This is a genomic window from Methylocystis sp. S23, from assembly GCF_054106005.1.
The window spans coordinates 1,785,376-1,808,266 of record NZ_CM134185.1 but is presented as its reverse complement, the minus strand read 5'-3'; the positions used below and the strand labels follow the sequence as shown (position 1 = coordinate 1,808,266).

Sequence of the window (22,891 nt, the reverse complement as noted above, 5' to 3'; positions counted from 1 at the left end):
ATATGCGCTATCATCCGCTATCGGAGGCCGACAGAAAGGCGATGCTCGCGGCGATCGGCGTCGCGGATGTGGACGCGCTCTACGCGGACGCGCCGGCGTCGACGCTGTTGAAGGCGCCGCTCGACCTGCCGCGCCATAAATCCGAATTCGAGGTCGAGCGCGTCCTCTCGCGCCTTTCCGCGCGCAACACGCCGGCGGGCCGCGCTCCCTTCTTCGTCGGCGCCGGCGCCTACAGGCATCACATCCCCGCAAGCGTCGATCATCTGATCCAGCGCTCCGAGTTTCTCACGAGCTACACGCCCTACCAGCCGGAGATTTCGCAGGGCACGCTGCAAGTTCTCTTCGAGTTTCAGACGCAGGTCGCGCTGTTGACCGGCATGGAGGTCGCCAACGCCTCCATGTATGACGGCTCGACCGCGACCGCCGAAGCCGTGCTGATGGCGCATCGTTTGACGAAGCGGCGCAAGGCGCTGCTCTCGGGCGGCCTGCATCCGCATTACGCCGAGGTCGTGCGGACGATCTCCCGCCTTGCGGAGGACGAGGTCGCGGACATGGCGCCGGACGTTTTCGGCGCCGAAGACCTGATTGCGAAGATCGACGACAGCATATCCTGCGTCGTCGTGCAGACGCCGGATTTCTTCGGCAATCCGCGCGATCTCACGGCGATCGCCGACGCTTGCCACAGACGCGGCGCGCTGCTCGTCGCCGTCTTCACGGAAGCCGTGTCGCTCGGGCTTCTCGCGCCGCCCGGCGCCATGGGCGCCGACATCGTCGTCGGCGAAGGACAGTCGATCGGCAACGCGCTCAGTTTCGGCGGCCCCTATGTCGGCCTCTTCGCGACGCGGCATGATTATGTGCGGCAAATGCCGGGCCGCCTCGCGGGCGAGAGCGTCGACGCCGAGGGACGGCGCGCTTATGTGCTCACGCTCTCGACGCGCGAGCAGCATATTCGCCGCGACAAGGCGACCTCCAATATCTGCACCAATTCGGGCCTCTGCGCGCTCGCCTTCTCCATCCATCTCGCTCTGCTCGGCGAAGCGGGGCTGAGAAAGCTCGCCAGGCTCAATCACGCCAACGCCGTCGCGCTCGCGGAGATGCTGGAGAAGGTCCCGAATGTCGAGGTGCTCAACAAGAGCTTCTTCAATGAATTCACGCTGCGCGTGAAGGGTGACGCCGCGGCGCTCGTCGAGAGGCTGGCGGCGCGCGGCGCGCTCGCGGGCGTCCCCGTCTCACGGCTCCTGCCGAAAGCCGGGCTCGACGACCTTCTCCTCGTCGCCAGCACCGAAACCAATACGCATGAGGATCGCGCGGCCTTCATCGCCGCGCTGAAGGAAACGCTCTGATGCTCGACCGCCCCGCTCGCATTGAAGACCTTGAATCGCCCCAAACCTTCACCGGCAACCGCGCGCTCGATCAGGAAGAGCCCCTGCTTTTCGAGATCGGCCGTCCCGACGCGACCGGCGTCGATATCGACGACGCGCCGCAGGTCGCGCCGCGTCTCGGCGGGCTCGAACGAAGGGAGGCGATCGGCCTTCCCGGCCTTTCCGAGCCGGAGGCCATGCGTCATTATGTGCGCCTGTCGCGCAAGAATTATTCGATCGACGCGGGCCTTTATCCGCTCGGCTCCTGCACCATGAAGCACAATCCGCGCCTGAACGAGAAGATGGCGCGGTTAGAGGGCTTCGCCGACATTCATCCGCTGCAGCCGGTTTCGACCGCGCAGGGCGCGCTCACGCTGATGGAGACGCTCGCCCATTGGCTGATGACGCTCACCAACACGCACGCCATCGCGCTTTCGCCGAAAGCGGGCGCGCATGGCGAACTCTGCGGCATGATGGCGATCAAATCCGCCATCGCCGCGAAAGGCGAAGGCGCGACGCGCAAGGTCGTGCTCATTCCGCAATCGGCGCATGGCACCAATCCGGCGACGGCGGCGCTGCTCGGCTTCTCGGTGCGCGTCGTGCCGGCGGCGGAAGACGGGACCGTGCGGGCGCAAGCCGTGAAGGACGCGCTCGGTCCCGACGTCGCGGCGATCATGCTGACCAATCCCAACACTTGCGGGCTCTTCGAGCGCGAGATCGCGGAGATCGCCGAAGCCGTGCATGAAGCGGGCGGCTATTTCTATTGCGACGGCGCGAATCTCAACGCCATCGCCGGCGTCGCGCGGCCGGGCGATTTCGGCGTCGACGCCATGCATATCAATCTGCACAAGACCTTTTCGACGCCGCATGGCGGCGGCGGGCCCGGCGCGGGCCCTGTCGCGCTTTCGGAGCGTCTCGCGCCCTTCGCGCCCATTCCCTTCATTCGCCGCGACGGGGAGACGCTCGAGCTCGTCGAACATGCGGAAGGGACGCAAAGCTTCGGCCGCATGACCGCCTTTCACGGCCAGATGGGCATGTTCGTGCGCGCGCTCGCTTATCTGCTCGCGCATGGCGGCGACGGGATCGCGCAATCGTCAAGGGACGCGGTGCTGTCGGCGAATTACATTCGCGCCTCCTTGCGCGACGTGATGACCCAGTCTTTCGGCGACCGGCCCTGCATGCATGAAGTCCTGTTCGACGACGCCTGGCTGAAGGGAACGGGCGTAACCACGCTCGATTTCGCCAAGGCGATGATCGACGAGGGCTACCACCCCATGACCATATATTTTCCGCTCGTCGCGCATGGCGCCATGCTGATCGAGCCGACGGAGTCGGAATCCAAAGCCTCGCTCGACCTCTTCGTCGCGACGCTGCGCGATCTCGCGAAGAGCGCGAAGGAAGGGGATACGAAGCGCTTCACGGAGGCGCCCCGCTTCGCGCCGCGCCGGCGAGTCGATGAGACGCTCGCGGCGCGGAAGCCCGTGCTAAGGTGGCGCGCGGCGTAGGGACGGTTTTCGACGCTGTGATGCGGCGTCTCTCCCCGCCCCGTCATTGCGAGCGAAGCGATCCAGAGCGTCGCCACCGCCCTGGATTGCTTCGCCAGTATTGCGAAGTCGGGTATACCCGACTTCGAGAAAAGGCTTGCAATGACGGCTGAGCGTTGTCGCGAACCGGGCGGAACCGTCGCCACATCATCCCTCCCCACGGACGGCGCGCGTCAATTCGTCAGCGCGGGCGCCTCGCGATAGAGATCGGGGAGGAGCTTCTTCAGATTCTCGATCTTCGGCAGGTCGTTATAGAGGATGTAAGGCGTGCGCGGATGCTGGACGAGATAGTCCTGATGATAGGCCTCCGCCGGATAGAAGCGGGAGAGCGGCTCGAACGTCGTCACGATGGGGCTCGCGAACGCCGCCGCCGATGAGAGCTGCACGATATAGTCGCGCGCGACCTTTTCCTGCTCGGGGCCGGAGACGAAAATCGCCGAGCGATATTGCGTCCCTTCGTCCGGCCCCTGCCGGTTCGACTGCGTCGGATCATGCGCGACGGAAAAATAGACTTGCAGCAGCCTGCCGAGGCTGACGGCTTTCGGATCATAGGTGATTTCGACCGATTCCGCGTGGCCACTGTCGCCGCGCGAGACGAGATCATAGCGCGCGGTCTTCTCCGAGCCTCCGGCATAGCCGGAGACGGCGCGCGAGACGCCCTTCACATGCTGGAAGACGCCCTGCACGCCCCAGAAGCAGCCGCCGGCGACGACGAGCTTTTGCGGGCCGTCGGAGGCCGGCGCCGGATCATAGGCGGGCGGCGGCAGGCTCACGGCGCGCTCTTGCGCCGCGAGCGGCGCGGCAAGGAAGGCGAGCGCAACAAGCGTTAGAAATACGCGTCTCATCGCCGCGCCCCTCACGCCTGTCCGCGCGCGGCGAAGCGCAGCGCGACGCCGTTCATGCAATAGCGCAGCCCCGTCGGCCTTGGTCCGTCGGTGAAGACATGGCCGAGATGCGCGTCGCAGCGCTTGCAGGAGACGGCGGTGCGGCGCAAGCCGTGGGAATTATCCTCAATCTCGATGACATTGGTCTTCGAGATCGGCGCATAAAAACTCGGCCAGCCGGTGCCGGAATCATATTTCGTCTTCGAGTCGAAAAGCGCCGTGTCGCAACAGGCGCAGCGGAAGAGCCCGTCCTCATGCGCGTCCCAATAGGGTCCAGTGAAAGCGCGCTCCGTGCCTTCGCGGCGCGTCACGTCATAGGCGAGCGCCGAGAGCCGCGCGCGCCATTGCGCATCGGTCTTCACGACTTTTTCGACGCGCGAGACGCCGAGGCTTTTCCCCGAGGCGTCGAAGGATTCGATCTCGACGCTCTCCACGGCGTCGGCGCGCGGGGGGAGGAGAGAAAGCGCGAGGGCGCTGGAGACGAAAAGGCGGCGGTTCATGACGCTCCCTGCAACGGCTGTCATTGCGAGCGGAGCGAAGCAATCCAGAGCCGCATCGCCGCCCTGGATTGCTTCGTCGCTTCGCTCCTCGCAATGACGGGACTACTCACGAATAAATAGTCGTGGGGAGCCCTCGCTCAAGCTCACTTGCGGCCGAAAAGCTTTTCGATGTCGGAAAGCTTCAGCTCCACATAAGTCGGGCGGCCGTGGTTGCATTGGGCCGCGCCCGGGGTCATCTCCATCTCGCGCAGCAGCGCGTTCATCTCAGCCGGGCTGAGGCGCCGGCCGGCGCGCACGGAATGATGGCAGGCGCAGGTCGCGAGCACGTGGTCGAGCTTGCGGAAGAGGCCGCGCGCATCGCCTTCTTCCGCAAGGAGGTCGGCAATGTCCTCGACGAGCCGCTTATGATCGACCGCGCCGAGGATCGCCGGCGCCTCGCGGACCAGCACGGCGCCGGGGCCGAAGGGCTCCAGCACGAGGCCGAGCGACGCCAATTCCACCAAGGCGCCCGCGAGCGCGTTCATGCGCGCGTCGTCCAGATCGACGACGACGGGGATTAGCAGCATCTGCCGCGCGACGCCCGCCTCCGCGCGCTGCTTCTTGAGCTTCTCATAGACGAGCCGCTCATGCGCGGCGTGCTGATCGACGATGACCAGTCCGTCGCGCGTCTGCGCAATGATATAGGTTTCGTGCAATTGCGCGCGCGCCGCGCCGAGCGGGGCGGCGTCGAGGGTCTCCGCGGGCGCCTCATGCGCGCGCGCGGCAGGCGCGCCCGTATCGAAAGCCGCCTGCGGCCCCTCGGCGAAGCCCGAAGGCGCGAAAGGCGAGCGCGAAATATCCCAGTTTGCGGACGGCGGCGCGCGATATCGCGTCTCGCGGCGCGGGCCGTCATCGCGCGCGAGCATGTCGATCGCCGTGCGGGCGTTCGTGTTCGCGCTGCGATGGCTCTGTCCGGCGAGCGCCTGCTTCAGCGCGCCGACGACGAGGCCGCGCACGAGGCCGGGATCGGCGAAGCGCACTTCGGCTTTCGCCGGATGCACGTTCACGTCCACGATTCGCGGATCGCAATCGACGAAGAGCGCGACGACCGGATGGCGGTCATGGGCGAGGAAATCGAGATAGGCCGCGCGTATGGCGCCGGCGAAAAGTTTGTCGCGCACCGGGCGGCCATTGACATAGACATATTGGAGCTGCGCGTTGCCGCGATTATAGGTCGGCAGGCTCGCAAGCCCCGTGAGCCGCACGCTCTGCCGCTCGGCGTCGACATGAAAGGCGTTGTCGTGAAACTCATCGCCGAGAATCTGCGCGATGCGCCGCGCAATGTCGTCGCCGCAGGCGGGATAGTCGAAAAGCGCGCCGCCATCGGCGGAAAGCGAGAAGCGCACCTCCGGATGCGCCATGGCGAGGCGCTTCACGACATCGATGACGGCCGCCGTCTCGGTGCGCTCGGTCTTGAGGAATTTGAGACGCGCGGGCGTCGCGGCGAAAAGCGCGCGCGCCTCGATCCGCGTGCCGCGCGGCCAGTTCGAGGCGTTGATTCCGCGCTTCTCGCCCGCTTCGACGCGGATGGAGAAGCCGTGCGGCGCGTCCTTCGCGCGCGTGTCGATCGTCAGATCGGCGACGGCGGCGATGGAGGGCAGCGCCTCGCCGCGAAAGCCGAGCGTCGCGATCCGCGTGAGATCGCCGTCGGGAATTTTGGAGGTGGCGTGGCGCTCGACGGCGAGCGCGAGATCATGCTCGTCCATCCCGCAGCCGTCGTCGATGACGCGGATGAGCCCGCGCCCGCCCTCCTCGATCGCCGCGTCGATGCGCGTCGCGCCGGCGTCGAGCGCGTTCTCGACCAGTTCCTTGACGGCCGAGGCCGGCCGCTCGACCACTTCGCCGGCGGCGATGCGGTCGACAAGGATGGGATCGAGGCGGCGAACGGGCATGAGACGGCTTATAGCATTCTCGGTCAGACAATCGGATCCAGCACGAGCGTCAAATTCTCCACCCGCGCCACGCGCGCGCGGGCGCCGGGGGCGAGACTCTCGATGGGCGCGTCGGCGGAGAGGCGCGCGTCCCATTCGAGGCCCGACCAATACACACGGCCGCTGTCCTTCGTCACTTCATGCGTGGTCACGAGCTCGCGGCCGATGAGGTCGCTGCTCTGGTCTTCCTGAACGTCCGTCGCCTGAAAGCGTTGCAGCGGGCGCCAGCCGACGAGCGCGACGAGCAGGCTTGCGCCGGCGATGAGCGCGAGAGTTTCGGCGAGCGCCGGCCGCCAGCCGGTCGCGTAGAGCAGCGCGCTCGCGACAATCGCGCCGGCGCCGACGAACATGATGGGCGACAAGCCGATGACGACGACGTCGATCGCGAGCAGCACAAGGCCGGCGACGAGGCTGGCGTTGGCCGGGTCGAAGAGGAAAGTGGGTTCCATGGGATCACCGGGTTTTGCCTGTATTCCCTCTCCCCGCGCGCGGGGAGAGGGTTAGGGTGAGGGGCGAAGGGTTCGCCCAACGCTGCTTCATTCCCGCGGACGCTTCGCCCCTCACCCTCGCTTCGCTCGACCTCTCCCCGCGAAGCGGGGAGAGGTTATTCGGGCCGCTGCCAGGGCTGGTTATTCCGGCTCGCCTGCTGCGGCGCCGCGCTCTTGTTCACCGTATTCAGCACCGCCATCGCCTTGGCGATCCAGCCCGCCGGATCGGCGCCGTCGCCCATCAGCACCACCGAATTTCCGGCTTTGGCGAGACGGCCATATTGCTCGATCGCGGATTTCGCGACTTCGAGCTGCACGGCCTGCTCGCCGCCGATCTGCGTGATTTGCGAGCGCACCAGCTCGATCGCCTTGGCCTGGCCCTCGGCGCGCAGGATCGCGGCCTGTTTCTCGCCCTCGGCGCGGTTGATCTCGGACTGCTTCACGCCCTCCGACTCCAGCACGGCGGCGCGCTTGTCGCGCTCGGCCTTCATCTGCCGCTCCATGGACTGGCGCAGCGACTCCGGCATCTTGATGTCCTTGATCTCGTAGCGCGTCACATGCGCGCCCCAGAGCTGCGCCGCGTCGGAGACCGCGCGCACCACGCGCTCGTTGATGTCGCTTCTGTTCTCGAAGGTCTTGTCCAGCTCCATGGAGCCGATGGCTGAGCGCATCGAGGTCTGGGCGAGATTTACGATGGCCCGGCGAATGTCCTCGGCGCCGTAGGCGGCGTCCTTGGCGTTGACGATCTTGTAATAGAGAATGCCGTCAATGGTGACGGTGGCGTTGTCCTTGGTGATCGCGTCCTGCTCCGGCACGTCGATCACCTGCTCGCGCAGATCGAAGCTATAGGCGACGCGCTCGACGATCGGATAGACGAAATTCACGCCTGCCGTGAGCGTGCGGTTGTAGCGGCCGAGCCGCTCGATCACGAGCACGCTCTGCTGGCGCACGAAGCGCACCATGCCGGCGAGCGCGAGCAGCGCGAGATAGGCGAACCAGAAAAGCGGATTATGCAGGAGCGTCAGGCCGAGATCGTAATTGCGGTCGAGGATCAGCAGGCCGATCGAAATGACGCCGACGACGAGAAGCGGGAAGCCCATGGATTCCTCCCTTGGGACAGGTCGAAGCTATGATGCGGCGCGCGCATCCACATCACTCTCGCGCCTCGGCGCGGCGCGCGCCGTGCGCCGGCGCATGCGACGCGCGCAGGCTCACGGCGCCGCCGGCTGCCCGCAGCTCGATGATGGGACAGGCGGACTCGACGTCGGTCCACGCGAGACCCGCGCCGTTGCAGAGCGCCGCGACGGCGACGAGCGCGCCATTGGCGAGCAGCCCCGCGCGTCCGAGATCGGCGAGAATGGAAGCGGGCGCGACCAGGCGCGTGGGGCCGAGCGCGTCGAGCGTCCCGAGGAAGCGCGCCGCCTTGAAGGGGGCGAGAAAATGCAAGGGCCGGCCCGCGAGCAGCGCCGCGAGCGGACCCGCCGCGAGCGCGCTAAGCGAGCTCGGCGCGCAAAGAGAGAGGATCGGCGTCTCGCCCGCCGCCCGCGTCGCGCGCACGAGATCGAGCGCCGCGCCGAGCAGCGCGCCCTGCGAGATGAAATCGACCCGGCCCATATCGTCGAGCGCGCCGATCCGCCGGCGCGCATCGGCGCCCCAATCGTCGTCGAGCCGTATGCGGGGCGACAGCCGCGCGGCGAGCGTCGCGGGCGAGAAGTCGACCGCGCCGTCGACCGCGCCATGCAGCGTCCCGATCAGGCGGATGGAGGGCGCGTCGGCGGCGATCTCGAGCAGCGGCGCCTCGAAATCGAGGCCGCAAAATTGCCCCGGCCCGAATAGCGCCGAGACCCTCAGCGCCTTGGCGGCGCCGGCGATGGCGTCGCGCGAATAGGGCAAAGGCAGCGGCGCGAGCACGGGGTCGAGCCCGGCCGCGAGCGCCGCGGTGAGCAAGACAAAGCTCTGGGCGCCGGGCGGGCAGCAGATGAGCACGCGTTCGCCGCGCGCGAATTCGAAGGTCCGCAGCCGCGACAGACAGACGCCGACGCGCTGATAGAGATCGGCATAGGCCACCTCTTCGCTCGAGCCGTCATGGACGTCGCGAAAGGCGAGCGCGCCGGGACGCGGCCGCGCGGCGCCGGCGACGAGCGCGTCGAATCCGAAGAGCGTCAAGGGATGGGCGCGGGCGCGCGCCGCGTCGCCGTCATCGCAAAGGGCGGCGCGGGCGGTCATGGATTCTTTCTCCACCAGCTCTCGAGCGTCGGACCGAAAAGCGGCGCGCCATAGCGCGGCAGGCGCTCCGGCCGCGCTATATCGGTCGAATGCGCGATCCATTGTTCCGAGGCATGGAACAAAGGCACGACGTAAAACCCCGAGAGCAGGACGCGGTCATAGGCGCGCACCGCGGTCACAAAATCCTCGCGGCTCTGCGCCGCGAGCAATGCGGAAATCATGCCGTCGATCGCCGGAGAAGCCGCGCCGGCGAGGTTGAAGGAAGATTCCTGATTGGCGGTCGCGGAGCTCCAGCGCATGCGCTGCTCATTGCCGGGCGAAGCGGAGGCGACATATTGCCCGATCATCATGTCGAAATCGAATTTCTGGCGGCGACGCTGATATTGCACGTCGTCGACGAGCCGGACGCGAAGCTCGACGCCGATACGGGCCAGAGACGAGGCGTAGGCGAGCGCCAGCCGCTCCTGATCGCGGTCCTTCACCATGATCTCGAAGGAAACCGGCTCGCCGTCCTTTGCGAGCCTGTCGCCATTGAGGCGATAGCCGGCGGCGGCCAGAAGCTCGAGGGCGCGCTTCGCCATCTCGCGGTCGCGGCCCGAGCCGTCGCTCACCGGCGGGCGCCATTCGCCCTCGAGAATGTCGGCGCGCGCCGCCTCGGGCCAGGGCGCGAGCAAAGCGCGCTCCTTCTCGCTCGCGGGGCGCCCCGACGAGGAAAGCTCGGATTCGTCGAAAAAGCTTTTCGTGCGCGTATAGAGGCCGGCGTAATAATTCGCGTTGACCCATTCGAAGTCGAACATCATGCCGAAAGCTTCGCGCAGCCGGACGTCCTTGAAGAGCGCCCGCCGCGTATTGAAGACGAAGCCGTTGAGGCCCTTCGGATTCTCGTTCTTCAGCGACTCCTTCGCGATCCGCCCCTCGCGCAGCGACGGGAAGTCGTAGCCGGTCGACCAGCGCGTGGTCGAGGTTTCTTCGCGATAGTCGATCAAGCCCGCCTTGAAAGCCTCGAAAAGCGAATTGCCGTCCCGGAAATATTGCAGGTCGATCTCGTCGAAATTATAGAAGCCGCGCTGGCTCGGCGCGTCGGCGCCCCAATAGTTCGGATCGCGCTTGAGCAGGAGCCGCGCGCCGGCTTGCGCGCCGGCCACGACATAGGGGCCGGAGCCGATGGGCCTTGCGAGCGTCGCGTCGGAGAAGCGCTCGACGTCGGTGGCGTGCTTCGGGAGCACCGGCATGATGGCGAGGATGAGCGGCAGCTCGCGGTCGCCGACCCCGGTCAGGTCGTATTTGACGGTGCGCGCGTCGGGCGCCGTCGCGGATTTGACGAGGCCGAAGGCGATGCGCTGCTGGGGGCGGCCCTTCCTTTTCAGCAGGTCGAAGGAAAACAGCACATCCTCGGAGGTGATCGGCTTTCCGTCCGAGAAATGCGCGCGCGGATCGAGATGGAAGGTCACCTGCGTGCGCGCCGGATCGATGTCGATCGACTGCGCGATCAGCGGATAGAGGGTGAAAGGCTCGTCCTGCGAGCGCGCCATCAGCCCTTGGAAGACATTGCCCACGAGACCCTGCGCCGCGGTGCCGGATTTGACGTTGAAGGGGTTGAGGCTGTCGAAGGTGCCGGGAACGCCGACGCGCAGCCGGCCGCCCTTCTTCGCCGCCGGATCGGCATAAGGAAAATGGTCGAAATCCTTGGGGAGCGCCGGGGCGCCGTGCATTGCGAGGCCATGCGCGGCGGTCGCTTGCGGGGGCGAACCGTTTCCGGAAGGGCCGCTCGCCGGTCCGGCGGCGACGATCGGGGCGCCGGGCGCGAGACCCGCGAAAAGGGCCGCGAGGGCCAGGCATGACCGGCGAAGCCCCGCTGGGCGGCCGCGAATCGCAAGAATCGTCATGGGAAGACCATAATCGAACCTATGGCCGCTTGAAGTCGGAGACGGGCCTCATTCCGCCGCAATTTGAAATTTTACCGTCAGGGCGCGGCGCGGCGCGCGCCGGCGCGGGAAAGACCCGCTGGAATTTGGCGCGCCGACAAGGTAAGAGCTTTGCCGCCGACCCGGCGCGGGGCCGCGGCGAGCGGCGACCGCGATCAGGGGCAAGGGTTCCGCGGCGTCTGGATTTTTCGCGCCGCAGCGCACGAACGCCCGCGCGATGGCGCGACAACAACAACTCTTTGCGCAGCCGGAAAGGCGCCGGCTAGCAGACAATCGAAAGGGACTTCGGAAATGTCGATCCTCTTCTCGCGGTCCGCCGCCGTCGCGCTGGCAGGCGCATTCCTGCTCGCCGGCGCTTCGGCGCAGGCCCAACAGGCTCCGGCCGCCGGCGGCGCGCCCGCCCAGCAGCAGGCCCCGGCCGGCGCCCAGCCTCAAGGGCCGATCACGGCCACGCTTCAGGCGGTCCAGCCCGACTGGACGAAGGTCTGCGGCTCCGACCCGGCGACCAAGAAGGAAATCTGCTACACGACCCGCGACTTCGGCGCCGCGGCCAAGGAAGGCGACGCCCCGCAGCCGCTGCTCGCCCTCGCCGTCTACGACCCCAAGGCCGACGACACCAAGATCATCCGCCTGCTCCTGCCGCCGGGACTGATGCTGAAGCCGGGCTTCCGCTTCGCGGTCGACAAGGGCGCGATGGAATCGGGCGCCTTCGAGATCTGCTTCCCCAATGGCTGCTTCGCCGAGGCGAAGGTCAAGAAGGCGCTGGTCGACGGCATGAAGAAGGCCCAGCAGATGACGGTCATCGTCAAGAACCAGGCCAACGCCGAGGTGACCTTCTATCTGCCCCTGGCCAATTTCGGAAAGGCTTTCGACGGCCCGGCGATCGATCCGAAGGTGCTCGAGGAACAGCAGAAGAAGCTTCAGGAAGAGCTGCAGAAGAAGGCCGAGGAAGAGCGCAAGAAGCTCGAGGCCAAGGGCGCCGCGCCGGCTCCCGCGAAGCACTAAGCCGCTTGAGCTTTACGATTGGAGATCGCCCGCGCAGCAAGCGCGGGCGATTTCCTTTTGGGAACCGCCGTCATTGCGAGACGCGAATTTAACGGAGCGCGCCAAAGCCCTATCGCGGCCCTGGATTGCTTCGCTCCGCTCGCAACGACGGCGCGGTCGTTCCTGGGAATCAGTGCCGCTTGGGCGCGCGCATCCGGTAGACGCCGTCCTCGTCGCGCTCGAAGGTCTCCTCGACCTGCGGATGGCGGACGGGGTCGCCGGACGTGTCGGGCACGAGATTCTGCTCCGACACATAGGCCACATATTCGGTTTCGGCGTTTTCGGCGAAGAGATGATAGAAGGGCTGATCCTTGCGCGGGCGCAGCTCCTCCGGGATCGAAAGCCACCATTCCTCGGTATTGGCGAAGACGGGGTCGACATCATAGATGACGCCCCGGAACGGATACCGACGGTGCTTCACGACCTGGCCGATCGCGAATTTGGCGATATTCTCTTTCGGCACGCTTACCACGCCTTTTACGCAGTTTTTTACTACGGCATTTGGTAGCGCAGCGCCGTCGCCGCCGTCAACGGCGCGTTACGGCGCAGCGCACAATCTTCATCGCGGCTTGCGAGCCGAAGGCGAAGCAATCCGGAACGAACCCACGGTCACGCCTTCAGAGCGGCGACGCCGGGCAGCGTCTTGCCTTCGAGCCATTCCAGAAAGGCGCCGCCCGCCGTCGACACATAGGAAAATTCCTGGCCGGCATGGGCCTGATTGAGCGCCGCGACGGTGTCGCCGCCGCCGGCGACGGAGAGCAGCTTGCCTTCGACCGTGAGGCGCGCCGCCGTCTGCGCGACGGCGTTGGTGCCCTCGTCGAAGGGCGGCAGCTCGAAGGCGCCGAAGGGGCCGTTCCAGACGAGCGTCTTGCACTGGGCAAGCAGCGACTCGACATGGGCGACCGATTTCGGCCCCACGTCGAGGATCATGTCCTCGGCGCCGACATGGTCGACCGAGACGATATGGGACGGCGCATGCGCCTCGAATTTCTGGGCGACCGTGGCGTCGACCGGCAGGACGACCGCGCAATGGGCAGCCTTCGCCTTTTCGAGAATCTCACGCGCCGTGTCCGCGAGATCATGCTCGCAAAGCGACTTGCCGACCGCTTTGCCCTGCGCCGCAAGGAACGTGTTGGCCATGCCGCCGCCAATGACGAGATAGTCGACCCTGGCGACGAGGTTGCCGAGGAGCGCCAGCTTGGTCGAGACCTTGGCGCCGCCCACAATGGCCATCACAGGCCGCGCCGGATCGGTAAGCGCCGATTCCAGCGCCTCCAGCTCCGCCTGCATGGTGCGGCCCGCAATGGCGGGAAGCTTGTGGGCGATCTCTTCCGTCGTGGCGTGGGCGCGATGCGCGGCGGAGAAAGCGTCGTTGACGAAGAGGTCGCCGAGCTTGGCGACTTCCTCGGCGAAGGCGGGATCGTTCTTCTCCTCGCCCTTGTGAAAGCGCGTGTTTTCGAGCAGCGCGACGTCGCCGTCCTTAAGAGCCGACACGACCGCCGCGGCGGGCTCGCCGACGCAGTCGTCGGCGAAGGCGATCTTGCGCTTGAGATAATGTTCGAGCGTGGGCAGCACGTGGCGCAGCGAGTCCTCATCGACGCGCTGGCCCTTGGGACGGCCGAAATGCGACAGCAGGACGACCTTCGCCCCTTTGCCGGCGAGCTCCTCGATCGTCGGCAGGATCCGCTCGATGCGGGTCGCGTCGGTCACGCGCCCCTCCTCCATCGGCACATTGAGATCGACGCGCAGAAGAACGCGTTTGCCTTTGACGTCGACGTCGTCGAGGGTGCGGAAGGAGGTCATCTGCGCGGGCTCCAAAGGTCGTCAGAAACGAGAACGCGGACCTCGTCGGCCCGCGTCATGATTTGGTTTCTACCGGAAATCAGATCAGCGACCCGATCAGCGCCGCCGTATCCGTCATGCGGCCGGAGAAGCCCCATTCATTGTCGTACCAGGAGAGGATCGAGACGAGATTGCCGTCCATCACCTTGGTCTGGTCGAGATGGAAGGTCGACGAGGCCGGGTTGTGATTGAAGTCGATGGAGACGAGCTTCTCCGTCGTATAGGCCAGCACGCCCTTCATCGGACCGTCGGCCGCCGCCTTGATGGCGGCGTGGATCTCGTCCTTCGTGGTCGGACGCCTGGCGATGAATTTCAGGTCCACGGCCGAGACGTTCGGCGTCGGCACGCGGATCGCGTAGCCGTCGAGCCTGCCGTTCAGCTCCGGCAGCACGAGGCCCACCGCCTTGGCGGCGCCCGTCGAGGTCGGGATCATGGAGAGCGCCGCGGCGCGGGCGCGATAGAGGTCCTTGTGGAAAGTGTCGAGCGTCGGCTGGTCGCCCGTATAGGAATGGATCGTCGTCATGATCCCCTTCTCGATGCCGATGGCGTCGTTGAGGACCTTGGCGACCGGCGCGAGGCAGTTCGTCGTGCAGGAGGCGTTGGAGACGATCAGGTGATCCCGGGTCAGCTTGTCGTGGTTGACGCCATAGACGACCGTGAGGTCCGCCCCGTCGCCGGGGGCGGAGACGAGCACGCGCTTGGCGCCGGCCTCGAGCAACAGCTTCGCCTTGTCGCGCGCCGTGAAGAGGCCGGTGCATTCCAGCGCGACGTCGACGCCGAGATCCTTGTAAGGCAGCTCGGCCGGGTTCTTGATGGCGGTGACCTTGATCGGGCCGCGGCCGACATTGATCGTGTCGCCCTCGACCTTCACTTCGTGAGGGAAGCGGCCATGGACCGAATCATAGCGCAGCAGATGGGCGTTGGTCTCGACCGGGCCCAGGTCGTTGATGGCCACGACCTCGAGATCGGCGCGGCCGGATTCGACGATGAAGCGGAGGACGTTGCGGCCGATACGCCCGAAGCCGTTGATGGCCACTCTGACGGTCATTTGGAAATCTCCTTTTCGCCGCCGGCTTTGCGAGAAAGGCGGCTTTCGCCCGGCGGCGTCTGCGCGCCGCGCGCCGGGCCTTAAGATCACGCGGCGATGGGGCGGAGCCGCCCGATCGCAGCGTGATCGATTTCAAAGCGTTAGGGCGCGCCTCCCGCGAAAGGCCATTGTCTGCTTTCTCGCGGCGCGCCCCAGCTTCGAGGCGAGGGTGTGATAGCACCTCGCGCCCCTCTGTCAACGCGTCGCCCCGCCGCGCGGCTTCCAGGGAAGTCGGGCGCCGCCTTGGGATTTGCCCGATTCATGCTACCAACGCGTTACGGCGAATCGGCGCTCGCCGCCGCCACCTCTTCCGCCGTGAGAAATAGGGCGCCGCCCGGCGATGACATATTCCGAAAAGCCCGCCGATCAGCCCGCCGATAAGCTCGATGCGGCGCTTTCCCGCCTCAAGACGGCGCTGGACCAGCTCGAACGCACGGTCGCCCTGAAGCTCGAGGACGATCTTTCCAGCGCGGAGCTCGAGGAGGAGCTCGCCATCATGCAGGACGACCGGGGGCGCCTCGCGCTCGATCTCGACGCCGCGCTCGCCCGCGTCAGCGCGTTGGAGAAGGCCCGCGACGAGGTGCTGCGCCGGCTCGACGGGGCGGGAGCCGGGGTCGCGGCGGCCCTCGGAGCGGCGGTCTCGGCCGTGCGGCAGGGAGAGTAGTCCATGGCCGCCGTCATCGTCTCCATCGCCGGGCGCACCTACCGCCTCTCCTGCGACGACGGCGAGGAGCCGCGCCTCGAACAGCTCGCCCGCTATGTCGAGGGCAAGATCCTCGCGATGAAGGACGGTTTCAAGGAGATCGGCGAGCAGCGCATCGTGGTGATGGCGGCCCTCGCCATCGCCGACGAGGCGACCGACGCGCGCGGCAAGGCGCAGGCGATGGAGATGGACAATGCGGCGCTGCGCGCGGAGCTGGACTCGGTGAAGAAGGCGGCGGCCGCTCTGGAAGAGCGCGTCGCCCATGCGGTGGAGGACGCGGCGCGGCGGATCGAGGAGCTCAATACGGAGCTGCAGAAGCCCGCGGTGAAGGACGATTTTCCCCTTTAAGGGGGAGCCGCCGGTAAAGGCGGCGCGTCCGCCCAGAGACGTCATTGCGAGCGAAGCGAAGCAATGACGGGGTTATCCTTTATTACAGGCTTACTTCCCCCAATTCTCGACGCTGGCGTCGCGCTTGGCCTTCTGGAGGTCGTCGGCGAAGGTCGAATATTGGTGGTTGAGCTTCTCGGCGGTCATGGCCACGCCGCCGTCGGACATGATGGCGATCTTCATCTGCTCGGTGGCCATGCGCTCCAGCTCGTTGATCCACTGGTTGACATTGCCGAGGAGCTTGTCCTTGCGCGCCTTCTGGACGGCATGGTCGGGCGAGGCGTCGGTCGCGAGGGCGATCTCGGCCTTGGCGTCCTCGATCAACCTGTCGAGATCCTTGACCTTCGCCTCCGCCGCGGCGGCCTGATCCGGCGCGCCGGCCTTGGCGCTTTCCAGCGCGGCGTCCGCCTCCTTCTTGGCCTTTTCGAGATTGTCGAGGCCGTTCCTCAGCCAGCTCGACTGGATGGCGAGGAGCGAGTCGCGGGCGATTCCGTTGAGGTTGAAGCCGTTCGGGATCGGGAAATAGGGGCCGAGCTTGGCGGCCCCTGCGGGCGCGGCGAGGCCGATTGCGCCAGCGACGAGGCTCGCGGCGAGCGCCGCGCGGAGGCTGAGGAACATCTATTTCTCTCCCGGATAGGCGCGGCTTTTTGCACGCTCGCGCGCATTGTCGTTGTGCTGAAAGTGGGCCATCGCCGCCTGTCTTGCAAGCCTGCTTCCCGCCACACAACCGTCATTCGGCGCCGCCGCGGCGCTTGACGCGGAGGCCCGTTTCGCGCGACTCTCCCCGCGCCGGGGGAGCCCCGCCAGGGGGCTGAGAGGCTGCAGAGGCGTCGCGCGACGCCGGGCGCGGCGACCCTTCGAACCTGATCCAGTTCAATGCTGGCGGAGGGATGGTGTCCAATCTTCTTTCCATAAGGGAAGCGTCATGTTCGCCCGCGTGATCGGCGCCGGCGTCGCCGGACTCTGCGCCGCTCATGCGCTGGCGCGCGCCGGGGCGGAGGTCGAGCTCGTCGAGCGCAACGGCGCGCCCGGCCAGGGCTGCTCGCGCTACGCCGGCGGCATGATCGCGCCCTGGTGCGAATTGGAGAGCGCCGAGCCGCTCGTCGCCGAACTCGGGCGGGAGGCGCTGGATTTCTGGACGCGCGAGGTCCCGGTCGCGACGGTCGCGGGAAGCCTCGTCGTCCCGGCGCCGCGCGAGCGCGCCGAGCTTGCCGACTTCGCCCGCCGCACCAGCCATTTCGAGCGGCTCGACGCGGCGGGCGTCGCGGCGCTGGAGCCGGACCTTTCCGGGCGCTTCGAGGAGGCGCTCTATTTCCCGCAGGAGGCCCATCTCGATCCGCGCGCGGCCTTGCGGGCCCTCGCCGACCGTCTCGCCGCGATGCAAAATGTTGCGCAGCATTTTGGCGCCAAAGCCGAGAGCCTGACGACCGTCCCCGACTGGACGATCGACTGCCGCGGCTTCGCCGCCCGGGACGCGCTGGCGAAGCTGCGGGGCGTCAAGGGCGAGATGCTCATTTTGCGCAGCGAGGAGATTTCGCTGTCCCGCCCCGTCCGCATGCTGCATCCCCGCCGCCCGGTCTATATCACGCCGCGCGGGGAAGGGCTTTTCATGGTCGGCGCGACCATGATCGAGAATGAGGAGCGCGCGCGGGTCACGGCGCGCTCGGTGGTGGAGCTCGTCAACTCCGCCTTCGCCATTCATCCAGCCTTCGCCGAGGCCGAGATCGTCGAGACGGGCTCGGATTTGCGCCCCGCCTTCCCCGACAATCTGCCGCGCCTTACCCAGCGCGGCCGGACGATCTATATTAATGGGCTCTATAGGCACGGTTTCCTGCTTGCCCCGGCGCTGGCGCGGCGGGCCGCCGAGGTCGTTCTCGGCGGCGCCTACTTCCCGGAGGTCATGGATGCGGATTCAAGTGAACGGGCGTCCGCGTGAGGTGGAATCCACCACGCTGGAGGCTTTGTTGCGCGAGCTGGGCTATGACGACCAGAAGGTCGGCACGGCCCTCAACCAGGAATTCGTGCGCGACAAGGACCGGGACAAGGCCGTGCTGCAGGAGGGCGACGCCGTGGAAATCGTGACGCCGAGGCAGGGCGGGTGAACGCGCACGACATGCCCGGGGATCTGCTGGCTCTTTATGGGGCCGCGCTGCGCTCGCGCCTTCTGCTCGGCACCGCGCGCTATCCCTCGCCCGCCATCCTCGCCGAATCGATCCGCGCCTCGGGTTGCGAGATCGTGACCGTCTCGCTCCGCCGCGAGGCCGGCGGATCGCGGGCGGGCGAAAGCTTCTGGAATCTCGTGCGCGACATGGGCGTGCGGGTGCTGCCCAACACGGCCGGCTGCCGCACCGCCAAGGAGGCGATCGCGACGGCGCGGATGGCGCGCGAAGTGTTCGAGACGGACTGGATCAAGCTCGAGGTCATCGGCGAGGAAGACACGCTGCAGCCCGACGTCTTCGGCTTGGTCGAGGCGGCGAAGGCGCTCGCCGCCGACGGCTTCCAGGTCTTTCCCTATACGACCGACGATCTCGTCGTCGCCGAGAAGCTGCTCGACGCCGGCTGCAAGCTGCTCATGCCCTGGGCGGCGCCGATCGGCTCAGGGCGCGGCGTCAACAACCGTTTCGCGCTCCGGGCGCTGCGCGCGCATTTCCCGAATACGCCCCTCGTCGTCGACGCCGGCCTGGGCGCGCCGTCGCACGCCGCCGAAGTGATGGAGATGGGCTACGACGCCGTGCTGCTCAACACCGCGATCTCGCGCGCCGGCGATCCCGTCGCCATGGCGCGCGCCTTCGGTCTCGCGGTCGAAGCTGGGCGGCTTGCGCATCTCGCAAGGCCCATGACCCCACGCGACATGGCGGAGCCCTCGACGCCCATGATCGGGCGGCCCTTCGACGCGATCGGTTAGGGCTCCGCGGATCGCTGAAAGGCGAACGTCGCGGACTCGTCGCAACGAAGCGGATCGCGAATGCGACCGCGCCTTCCGTCATCTTCCGAAGACCGTTCCAATTCGCGTTCGTTTCTCATGGAACGCGGTGTCGCAAAATCCCGCCAAAAAGGGTAGACCCCGCCCATGCCGACACTGAGTCTCGACCCTTTCTACCTCATCGTCGACCGCGCCGACTGGCTGACTCGACTCTTGCCGCTCGGCGTCAAGCTCGTGCAATTGCGCGTGAAGGACAGGCCGGAATCCGAACTGCGCGACGAGATCGCCCGCGCGCGCGATCTCTGCCGGGCGGCGGGCGCGCAGCTTGTCGTCAATGATTACTGGAAGCTCGCGATCGAGGCGGGATGCGATTTCGTGCATCTCGGCCAGGACGATCTCGATGGCGCGGACATCGCCGCCATCCGCCGACATGGCCTACGTCTCGGCGTCTCGACTCACGACGACGCCGAGCTGGAGCGCGCATTGTCGCTATCGCCCGATTACGTGGCGCTCGGGCCTGTCTGGCCGACGCTGCTGAAGGAAATGAAATTCGCCCCGCAGGGGCTCGAAAAGCTGGCGCGCTGGAAAAAGCGAATCGGCGACGTTCCGCTCGTCGCCATTGGCGGACTGACGCCGGCCCGCGCCTGTCTGGCGCTCGCGGCGGGCGCCGACGGCGCCTGCGTCGTCACCGACATTTTGCGCGCCGCCGATCCCGAGGCGCGCACGGTGGAATGGGTGACGGCGACCGCGCCATGGCGCGAATCGCCGCAGCTCACGCGCGGCTTCACGCCCGATTACGCCGGCGCGAAGGTCTTTCCCTCTCCAAATCACGGGCCCCGCGCCAAGCCCGTCTCCGCGCTCGTTCTGCACTATACCGGCATGCCGACGGCGGAAGGCGCGCTCGAGCTCCTATGTTCGCCGATCCGCGAGGTCTCTGCGCATTATTTCGTCGAGGAAAGCGGGCGCGTGCTGCAGCTCGTGCCCGAGGAGCGGCGCGCTTGGCATGCGGGCGTGAGCTATTGGGCCGGCGAAACGGATATGAATTCCGCCTCGATCGGCGTCGAGATCGTTCATCCCGGCCATATCGACCCGCATCCCTTCCCTGCCCCGCAAATCGAATCGGTGATCGCGCTCTCCCGCGACATTTGCGAGCGTCGCAGGATCGCGCCCGAACGCGTGCTCGCCCATTCCGACATCGCGCCGCGCCGCAAGATCGATCCGGGCGAATTCTTTCCCTGGGAGGCGCTCGCGCGCGCGGGCGTCGGCCGCCATGTCGCGCCCTTGCCGCCGGGCGACGACGCGACGCTCGAACGCGACATGGCCGGCGACGCCGTTTCCCGCCTGCAGAGCCAACTCGCGCATTTCGGCTACAAGATCGCCGAGACCGGCGTTTATGACGAGGATACGGTCACATCGGTCGCGGCCTTCCAGCGGCATTTTCGCCGAATGCGGGTCGACGGCCGCGCCGACGCGTCTACAATTGACGCATTGAGTCGCCTCCTTTCGCTTTGAGGTATTGCGGATGACCCGGAAATCGAAACGCGCCGTGGTCGTCACCGGCGCCTCCACCGGCATCGGCGCCGCCTGCGCCGCGTCTCTCGTTCAGGCCGGCTTCTTCGTCTTCGGCTCCGTCCGCAAGGCGGCGGACGCCGAGCGCCTGAAGGCGCGCTTCGGCGCCGACTTCGCGCCGCTCCGCTTCGACGTGACCGACGCCGAAGCCGTCGCCGAAGGCGCGCGGCAAGTCGAGGCGCGGCTTGACGGCGCGACGCTTGCGGGGCTCGTCAACAATGCCGGCGTCGCCGTGCCGGGGCCGCTCTTGCATCTCCCCATCGCCGATCTGCGCCGGCAATTGGAGATCAATCTCGTCGGGCAATTGCAGGTGACGCAGGCCTTCGCGCCGCTTCTCGGCGCGCGGGAGCCGCAGGCGGCTGCGCCTGGGCGCATCGTCATGATGAGCTCGGTCGCCGGCCGTTTCGCCTCGCCGTTTCTCGGCGCCTACAACGCCTCCAAATTCGCGTTGGAAGGCATGTCCGACGCGCTGCGCCGGGAGTTGAGGGTCTATGGGATCGACGTCGTGCTGATCGAGCCCGGCATGATCGCGACGCCGATCTGGGACAAGGCCGAAAGCGCGGACTTCGCCCATTTCGACGACACGATTTACGGGCCCGCCGCGCGGCGCATGCAGCAATGGGCCGTCGGGGAAGGACGCGCGGCGCCGGGACCCGAGATCGTCGCCGACGCCGTGCTGCGCGCCTTGACCGCGCCGCGGGCGCCGCTGCGCATGCCGGTCATGAAGAACAGGCTTCTTGGCTGGACGCTGCCCGGCCTGACGCCCATGCGGCTCGTCGATTGGCTGACCGATTATCGCCTGGGCTTCTCGGCGCTTCGCCGGAAGCTTCTGGCGACCGCCCCGAAAGGAGGACAAGATGACGAATGAACCGCAGATGGCCCACGGCGTCGTGTGCTGGAGCGAGCTCGCCGTACGCGACATCCCCCGCGCCCAGAAATTCTACGCGGATTCGCTCGGCTGGCGCTTCGAGGCCATGCCCATGCCGGACATGACCTATTGGATCATCCTGTCAGGCGACGCGCGCGTCGGCGGCATGTTCGAGATGACCGGCCCGCAATTCGACGGCGTGCCCGAACATTGGCTGACCTATATCGCCGTCGACGATATTGACGCGCGATTGAAGAAGGCCGTCGCGGCCGGCGCGAAAATCTGCAAGGAGGCCTTCGACATTCCCGGCGTCGGCCGCATGGCCGTGCTTGCCGAGCCCGGCGGCGCGGTCGTCGCCTGGATGACGCCGAAGCCGATGTAAGGCGGGAGCGCGGCGTCGTCCGGCGCCCGCGCTTTTCATGCCGTTTCGCGAGGCGTCAAAGACGCGTCGTCTCGTCGATCTCGCCGGGGCGGAAGTGCTTGACGAATTCGCAGGCCACGCCGTCTTCCGCTATGCGCACCACTTTCGCCGGCGTATTTCCGACCACCACTTCGGCGCCGAGCGGAATGATGTGGTCCGTCTCGATCGCGACGCCGGAGAGCGACAGGCTGCGGATGCGCACAATATGCTCGTCGCCGCGCATGAGGCGAAGCACGGTCAGGTCCATTAGCGGCACGATGCGATCGTGGCGCCGGCGGTCTTCGACGCTCAGCGTCGAACGATCGGCGTACCAGGCGAGCTGGTCGGCCAGCCTGTCCCGCCGCCTCGGCGACAACTGAAGGCTCATCTCGAAGCCGGCTTCCGTCTTGCCCGTCACGGCGCCGGCGAGGCGCCCGAGCTCGTTGAGATAGAGAACGACTTTTTCGCCCGGCATGGCGGCGACCGGCGCGAAGAGCGACACTTCGCCCGGCGAGATGTCGAATGTTCGACAGGGATATTCCTCATTGGATTTGAGCAGCATGTACCTGCCCTCGAAGGCGATCTGAACGCGCTGCAGGAGATCCGTCTCGAAATGACTGATCGAGTGGAGGAGATTAACGCCCATCGTCAAAGCCGCCATTATGTTGTCGGCCCTCGAAAGCTCGCATCGCGCAAGCAAGGGCCTTTATGATCACGCCGCGAATGGACGGAATCGTCCGATCGCACAGGATCGCTTCCAAAGTTTAGAGGGAGCGTCTCGCGAAAAACCGGCTCCCGCCTTTTCGCCGCGCGCTCTAAGCGTTCGAAACCTACAGCAGCGAGCTTGTGTCAGAAAGTCGCTTGCGACAGATTCGCCATGGTTTCCGGGAACGCCGTATGCGAAGAACTGCGTTAATCCGCGCAATTTAACGCATATGCGTCCAACTGGCTTATTTCATTGGGTTTGCGGGAAATCCGCCGCGCCCGGCCAAAAATCGCAAATGTGACGGCCTCCCCGCGAATGCGGCGCCGCGCGCCGCCGCGCCTGCCGGAAAAGTTAGGAAACCCGCGATCCGCCGCGTCCGCCGCGCGTTTTTCCGTCCTCTTGCGCATGCCGCGATTTTTCAAAACCTTGTTAACTACGACATGCGCGTCAAGCTTAATCAAATG

General features: G+C 66.8%; 24 protein-coding genes and 1 riboswitch. Of the genes, 11 read left to right on the top strand and 13 right to left on the bottom strand.

Annotated elements, in window-relative coordinates:
• The first annotated feature begins 2 nt into the window (after nt 1-2).
• Nucleotides 3-1,343 carry an aminomethyl-transferring glycine dehydrogenase subunit GcvPA gene (gene gcvPA / locus ACV7JP_RS08960; protein ID WP_457798871.1) on the top strand — a complete coding sequence of 447 codons (1,341 nt, stop codon included), beginning with the start codon at nt 3-5 and terminating at the stop codon, nt 1,341-1,343.
• Nucleotides 1,343-2,866 carry an aminomethyl-transferring glycine dehydrogenase subunit GcvPB gene (gene gcvPB / locus ACV7JP_RS08955; RefSeq protein WP_457798870.1) on the top strand — a complete coding sequence of 508 codons (1,524 nt, stop codon included), beginning with the start codon at nt 1,343-1,345 and terminating at the stop codon, nt 2,864-2,866. The genes gcvPA and gcvPB overlap by 1 nt, the downstream gene beginning before the upstream one ends.
• Nucleotides 2,867-3,078: 212 nt before the next feature.
• Here the strand turns inward: gcvPB and msrA are convergent, their stop codons facing one another.
• The 7 genes from msrA to ACV7JP_RS08920 form a co-directional block, all read right to left on the bottom strand.
• Nucleotides 3,079-3,750 (bottom strand): peptide-methionine (S)-S-oxide reductase MsrA, encoded by a 672-nt coding sequence (gene msrA, locus ACV7JP_RS08950; protein WP_457798869.1) that lies wholly within the window; start codon nt 3,748-3,750, stop codon nt 3,079-3,081.
• An 11-nt stretch (nt 3,751-3,761) separates the two neighbouring features.
• Nucleotides 3,762-4,208: a peptide-methionine (R)-S-oxide reductase MsrB gene (gene msrB, locus ACV7JP_RS08945; protein ID WP_457799056.1), complete on the bottom strand. Its 447-nt coding sequence runs from the start codon at nt 4,206-4,208 to the stop codon at nt 3,762-3,764.
• 224 nt (nt 4,209-4,432) lie between these two features.
• Entirely contained in the window at nt 4,433-6,220 is a 1,788-nt protein-coding gene (gene mutL, locus ACV7JP_RS08940; RefSeq protein WP_457798868.1) for a DNA mismatch repair endonuclease MutL, read from the bottom strand.
• 23 nt (nt 6,221-6,243) lie between these two features.
• Nucleotides 6,244-6,708 carry an NfeD family protein gene (locus tag ACV7JP_RS08935; protein WP_457798867.1) on the bottom strand — a complete coding sequence of 155 codons (465 nt, stop codon included), beginning with the start codon at nt 6,706-6,708 and terminating at the stop codon, nt 6,244-6,246.
• Nucleotides 6,709-6,863: 155 nt separating this feature from the next.
• A complete protein-coding gene (locus ACV7JP_RS08930; protein WP_457798866.1) occupies nt 6,864-7,847 on the bottom strand; it encodes an SPFH domain-containing protein in 984 nt (327 codons plus the stop codon).
• A 52-nt stretch (nt 7,848-7,899) separates the two neighbouring features.
• Complete coding sequence (locus tag ACV7JP_RS08925; protein WP_457798865.1) at nt 7,900-8,973, bottom strand: AMP-dependent synthetase; 1,074 nt, start codon at nt 8,971-8,973, stop codon at nt 7,900-7,902.
• Nucleotides 8,970-10,859: an extracellular solute-binding protein gene (locus ACV7JP_RS08920; RefSeq protein WP_457798864.1), complete on the bottom strand. Its 1,890-nt coding sequence runs from the start codon at nt 10,857-10,859 to the stop codon at nt 8,970-8,972. The genes ACV7JP_RS08925 and ACV7JP_RS08920 overlap by 4 nt, the downstream gene beginning before the upstream one ends.
• A gap of 330 nt (nt 10,860-11,189) precedes the next feature.
• On the opposite strand from ACV7JP_RS08920, the gene ACV7JP_RS08915 reads away from it, so the two are divergent.
• Nucleotides 11,190-11,903, top strand: coding sequence for an invasion associated locus B family protein (locus ACV7JP_RS08915; RefSeq protein WP_457798863.1), 714 nt, complete (start codon nt 11,190-11,192; stop codon nt 11,901-11,903).
• Between the two features lie 169 nt (nt 11,904-12,072).
• Here the strand turns inward: ACV7JP_RS08915 and hspQ are convergent, their stop codons facing one another.
• The 3 genes from hspQ to gap all read right to left on the bottom strand — a co-directional run bounded on the left by hspQ (nt 12,073) and on the right by gap (nt 14,832).
• Complete coding sequence (gene hspQ / locus ACV7JP_RS08910) at nt 12,073-12,405, bottom strand: heat shock protein HspQ (protein ID WP_457798862.1); 333 nt, start codon at nt 12,403-12,405, stop codon at nt 12,073-12,075.
• A gap of 146 nt (nt 12,406-12,551) precedes the next feature.
• On the bottom strand, nt 12,552-13,745 hold the full coding sequence (locus ACV7JP_RS08905) for a phosphoglycerate kinase (RefSeq protein WP_457798861.1): 1,194 nt from the start codon (nt 13,743-13,745) through the stop codon (nt 12,552-12,554).
• A 79-nt stretch (nt 13,746-13,824) separates the two neighbouring features.
• Entirely contained in the window at nt 13,825-14,832 is a 1,008-nt protein-coding gene (gene gap / locus ACV7JP_RS08900) for a type I glyceraldehyde-3-phosphate dehydrogenase (RefSeq protein WP_457798860.1), read from the bottom strand.
• A gap of 379 nt (nt 14,833-15,211) precedes the next feature.
• Here gap and ACV7JP_RS08895 point away from each other — a divergent pair, with 379 nt between their 5' ends.
• Both ACV7JP_RS08895 and ACV7JP_RS08890 read left to right on the top strand, forming a co-directional pair.
• Nucleotides 15,212-15,535 (top strand): DUF4164 family protein, encoded by a 324-nt coding sequence (locus tag ACV7JP_RS08895; RefSeq protein WP_457798859.1) that lies wholly within the window; start codon nt 15,212-15,214, stop codon nt 15,533-15,535.
• Nucleotides 15,536-15,538: 3 nt separating this feature from the next.
• Nucleotides 15,539-15,922 (top strand): cell division protein ZapA, encoded by a 384-nt coding sequence (locus ACV7JP_RS08890; RefSeq protein ID WP_457798858.1) that lies wholly within the window; start codon nt 15,539-15,541, stop codon nt 15,920-15,922.
• Between the two features lie 90 nt (nt 15,923-16,012).
• On the opposite strand, the gene ACV7JP_RS08885 is transcribed toward ACV7JP_RS08890, so the two are convergent.
• A complete protein-coding gene (locus ACV7JP_RS08885) occupies nt 16,013-16,579 on the bottom strand; it encodes a hypothetical protein (protein ID WP_457798857.1) in 567 nt (188 codons plus the stop codon).
• 163 nt (nt 16,580-16,742) lie between these two features.
• Nucleotides 16,743-16,870: riboswitch (TPP riboswitch) on the top strand.
• A 16-nt stretch (nt 16,871-16,886) separates the two neighbouring features.
• Here ACV7JP_RS08885 and ACV7JP_RS08880 point away from each other — a divergent pair.
• The 6 genes from ACV7JP_RS08880 (at nt 16,887) to ACV7JP_RS08855 (ending at nt 21,703) form a co-directional block, all read left to right on the top strand.
• Nucleotides 16,887-17,897 carry an FAD-dependent oxidoreductase gene (locus ACV7JP_RS08880; protein WP_457798856.1) on the top strand — a complete coding sequence of 337 codons (1,011 nt, stop codon included), beginning with the start codon at nt 16,887-16,889 and terminating at the stop codon, nt 17,895-17,897.
• Nucleotides 17,866-18,063: a sulfur carrier protein ThiS gene (gene thiS, locus ACV7JP_RS08875; protein WP_457798855.1), complete on the top strand. Its 198-nt coding sequence runs from the start codon at nt 17,866-17,868 to the stop codon at nt 18,061-18,063. The genes ACV7JP_RS08880 and thiS overlap by 32 nt, the downstream gene beginning before the upstream one ends.
• 11 nt (nt 18,064-18,074) lie before the next feature.
• Nucleotides 18,075-18,866, top strand: a complete 792-nt coding sequence (locus ACV7JP_RS08870) for a thiazole synthase (RefSeq protein ID WP_457799055.1) — start codon at nt 18,075-18,077, stop codon at nt 18,864-18,866.
• Nucleotides 18,867-19,031: 165 nt separating this feature from the next.
• On the top strand, nt 19,032-20,396 hold the full coding sequence (locus ACV7JP_RS08865; protein WP_457798854.1) for a thiamine phosphate synthase: 1,365 nt from the start codon (nt 19,032-19,034) through the stop codon (nt 20,394-20,396).
• Between the two features lie 10 nt (nt 20,397-20,406).
• Nucleotides 20,407-21,321 carry an SDR family oxidoreductase gene (locus ACV7JP_RS08860; protein WP_457798853.1) on the top strand — a complete coding sequence of 305 codons (915 nt, stop codon included), beginning with the start codon at nt 20,407-20,409 and terminating at the stop codon, nt 21,319-21,321.
• Nucleotides 21,311-21,703 (top strand): VOC family protein, encoded by a 393-nt coding sequence (locus ACV7JP_RS08855; protein ID WP_457798852.1) that lies wholly within the window; start codon nt 21,311-21,313, stop codon nt 21,701-21,703. Before ACV7JP_RS08860 ends, ACV7JP_RS08855 begins: the two co-directional genes overlap by 11 nt.
• A 55-nt stretch (nt 21,704-21,758) precedes the next feature.
• Here the strand turns inward: ACV7JP_RS08855 and ACV7JP_RS08850 are convergent, their stop codons facing one another.
• Nucleotides 21,759-22,382 (bottom strand): PilZ domain-containing protein, encoded by a 624-nt coding sequence (locus ACV7JP_RS08850; protein WP_457798851.1) that lies wholly within the window; start codon nt 22,380-22,382, stop codon nt 21,759-21,761.
• 251 nt (nt 22,383-22,633) lie between these two features.
• Nucleotides 22,634-22,888: a hypothetical protein gene (locus ACV7JP_RS08845; protein WP_457798850.1), complete on the bottom strand. Its 255-nt coding sequence runs from the start codon at nt 22,886-22,888 to the stop codon at nt 22,634-22,636.
• Between the last annotated feature and the right edge of the window lie 3 nt (nt 22,889-22,891).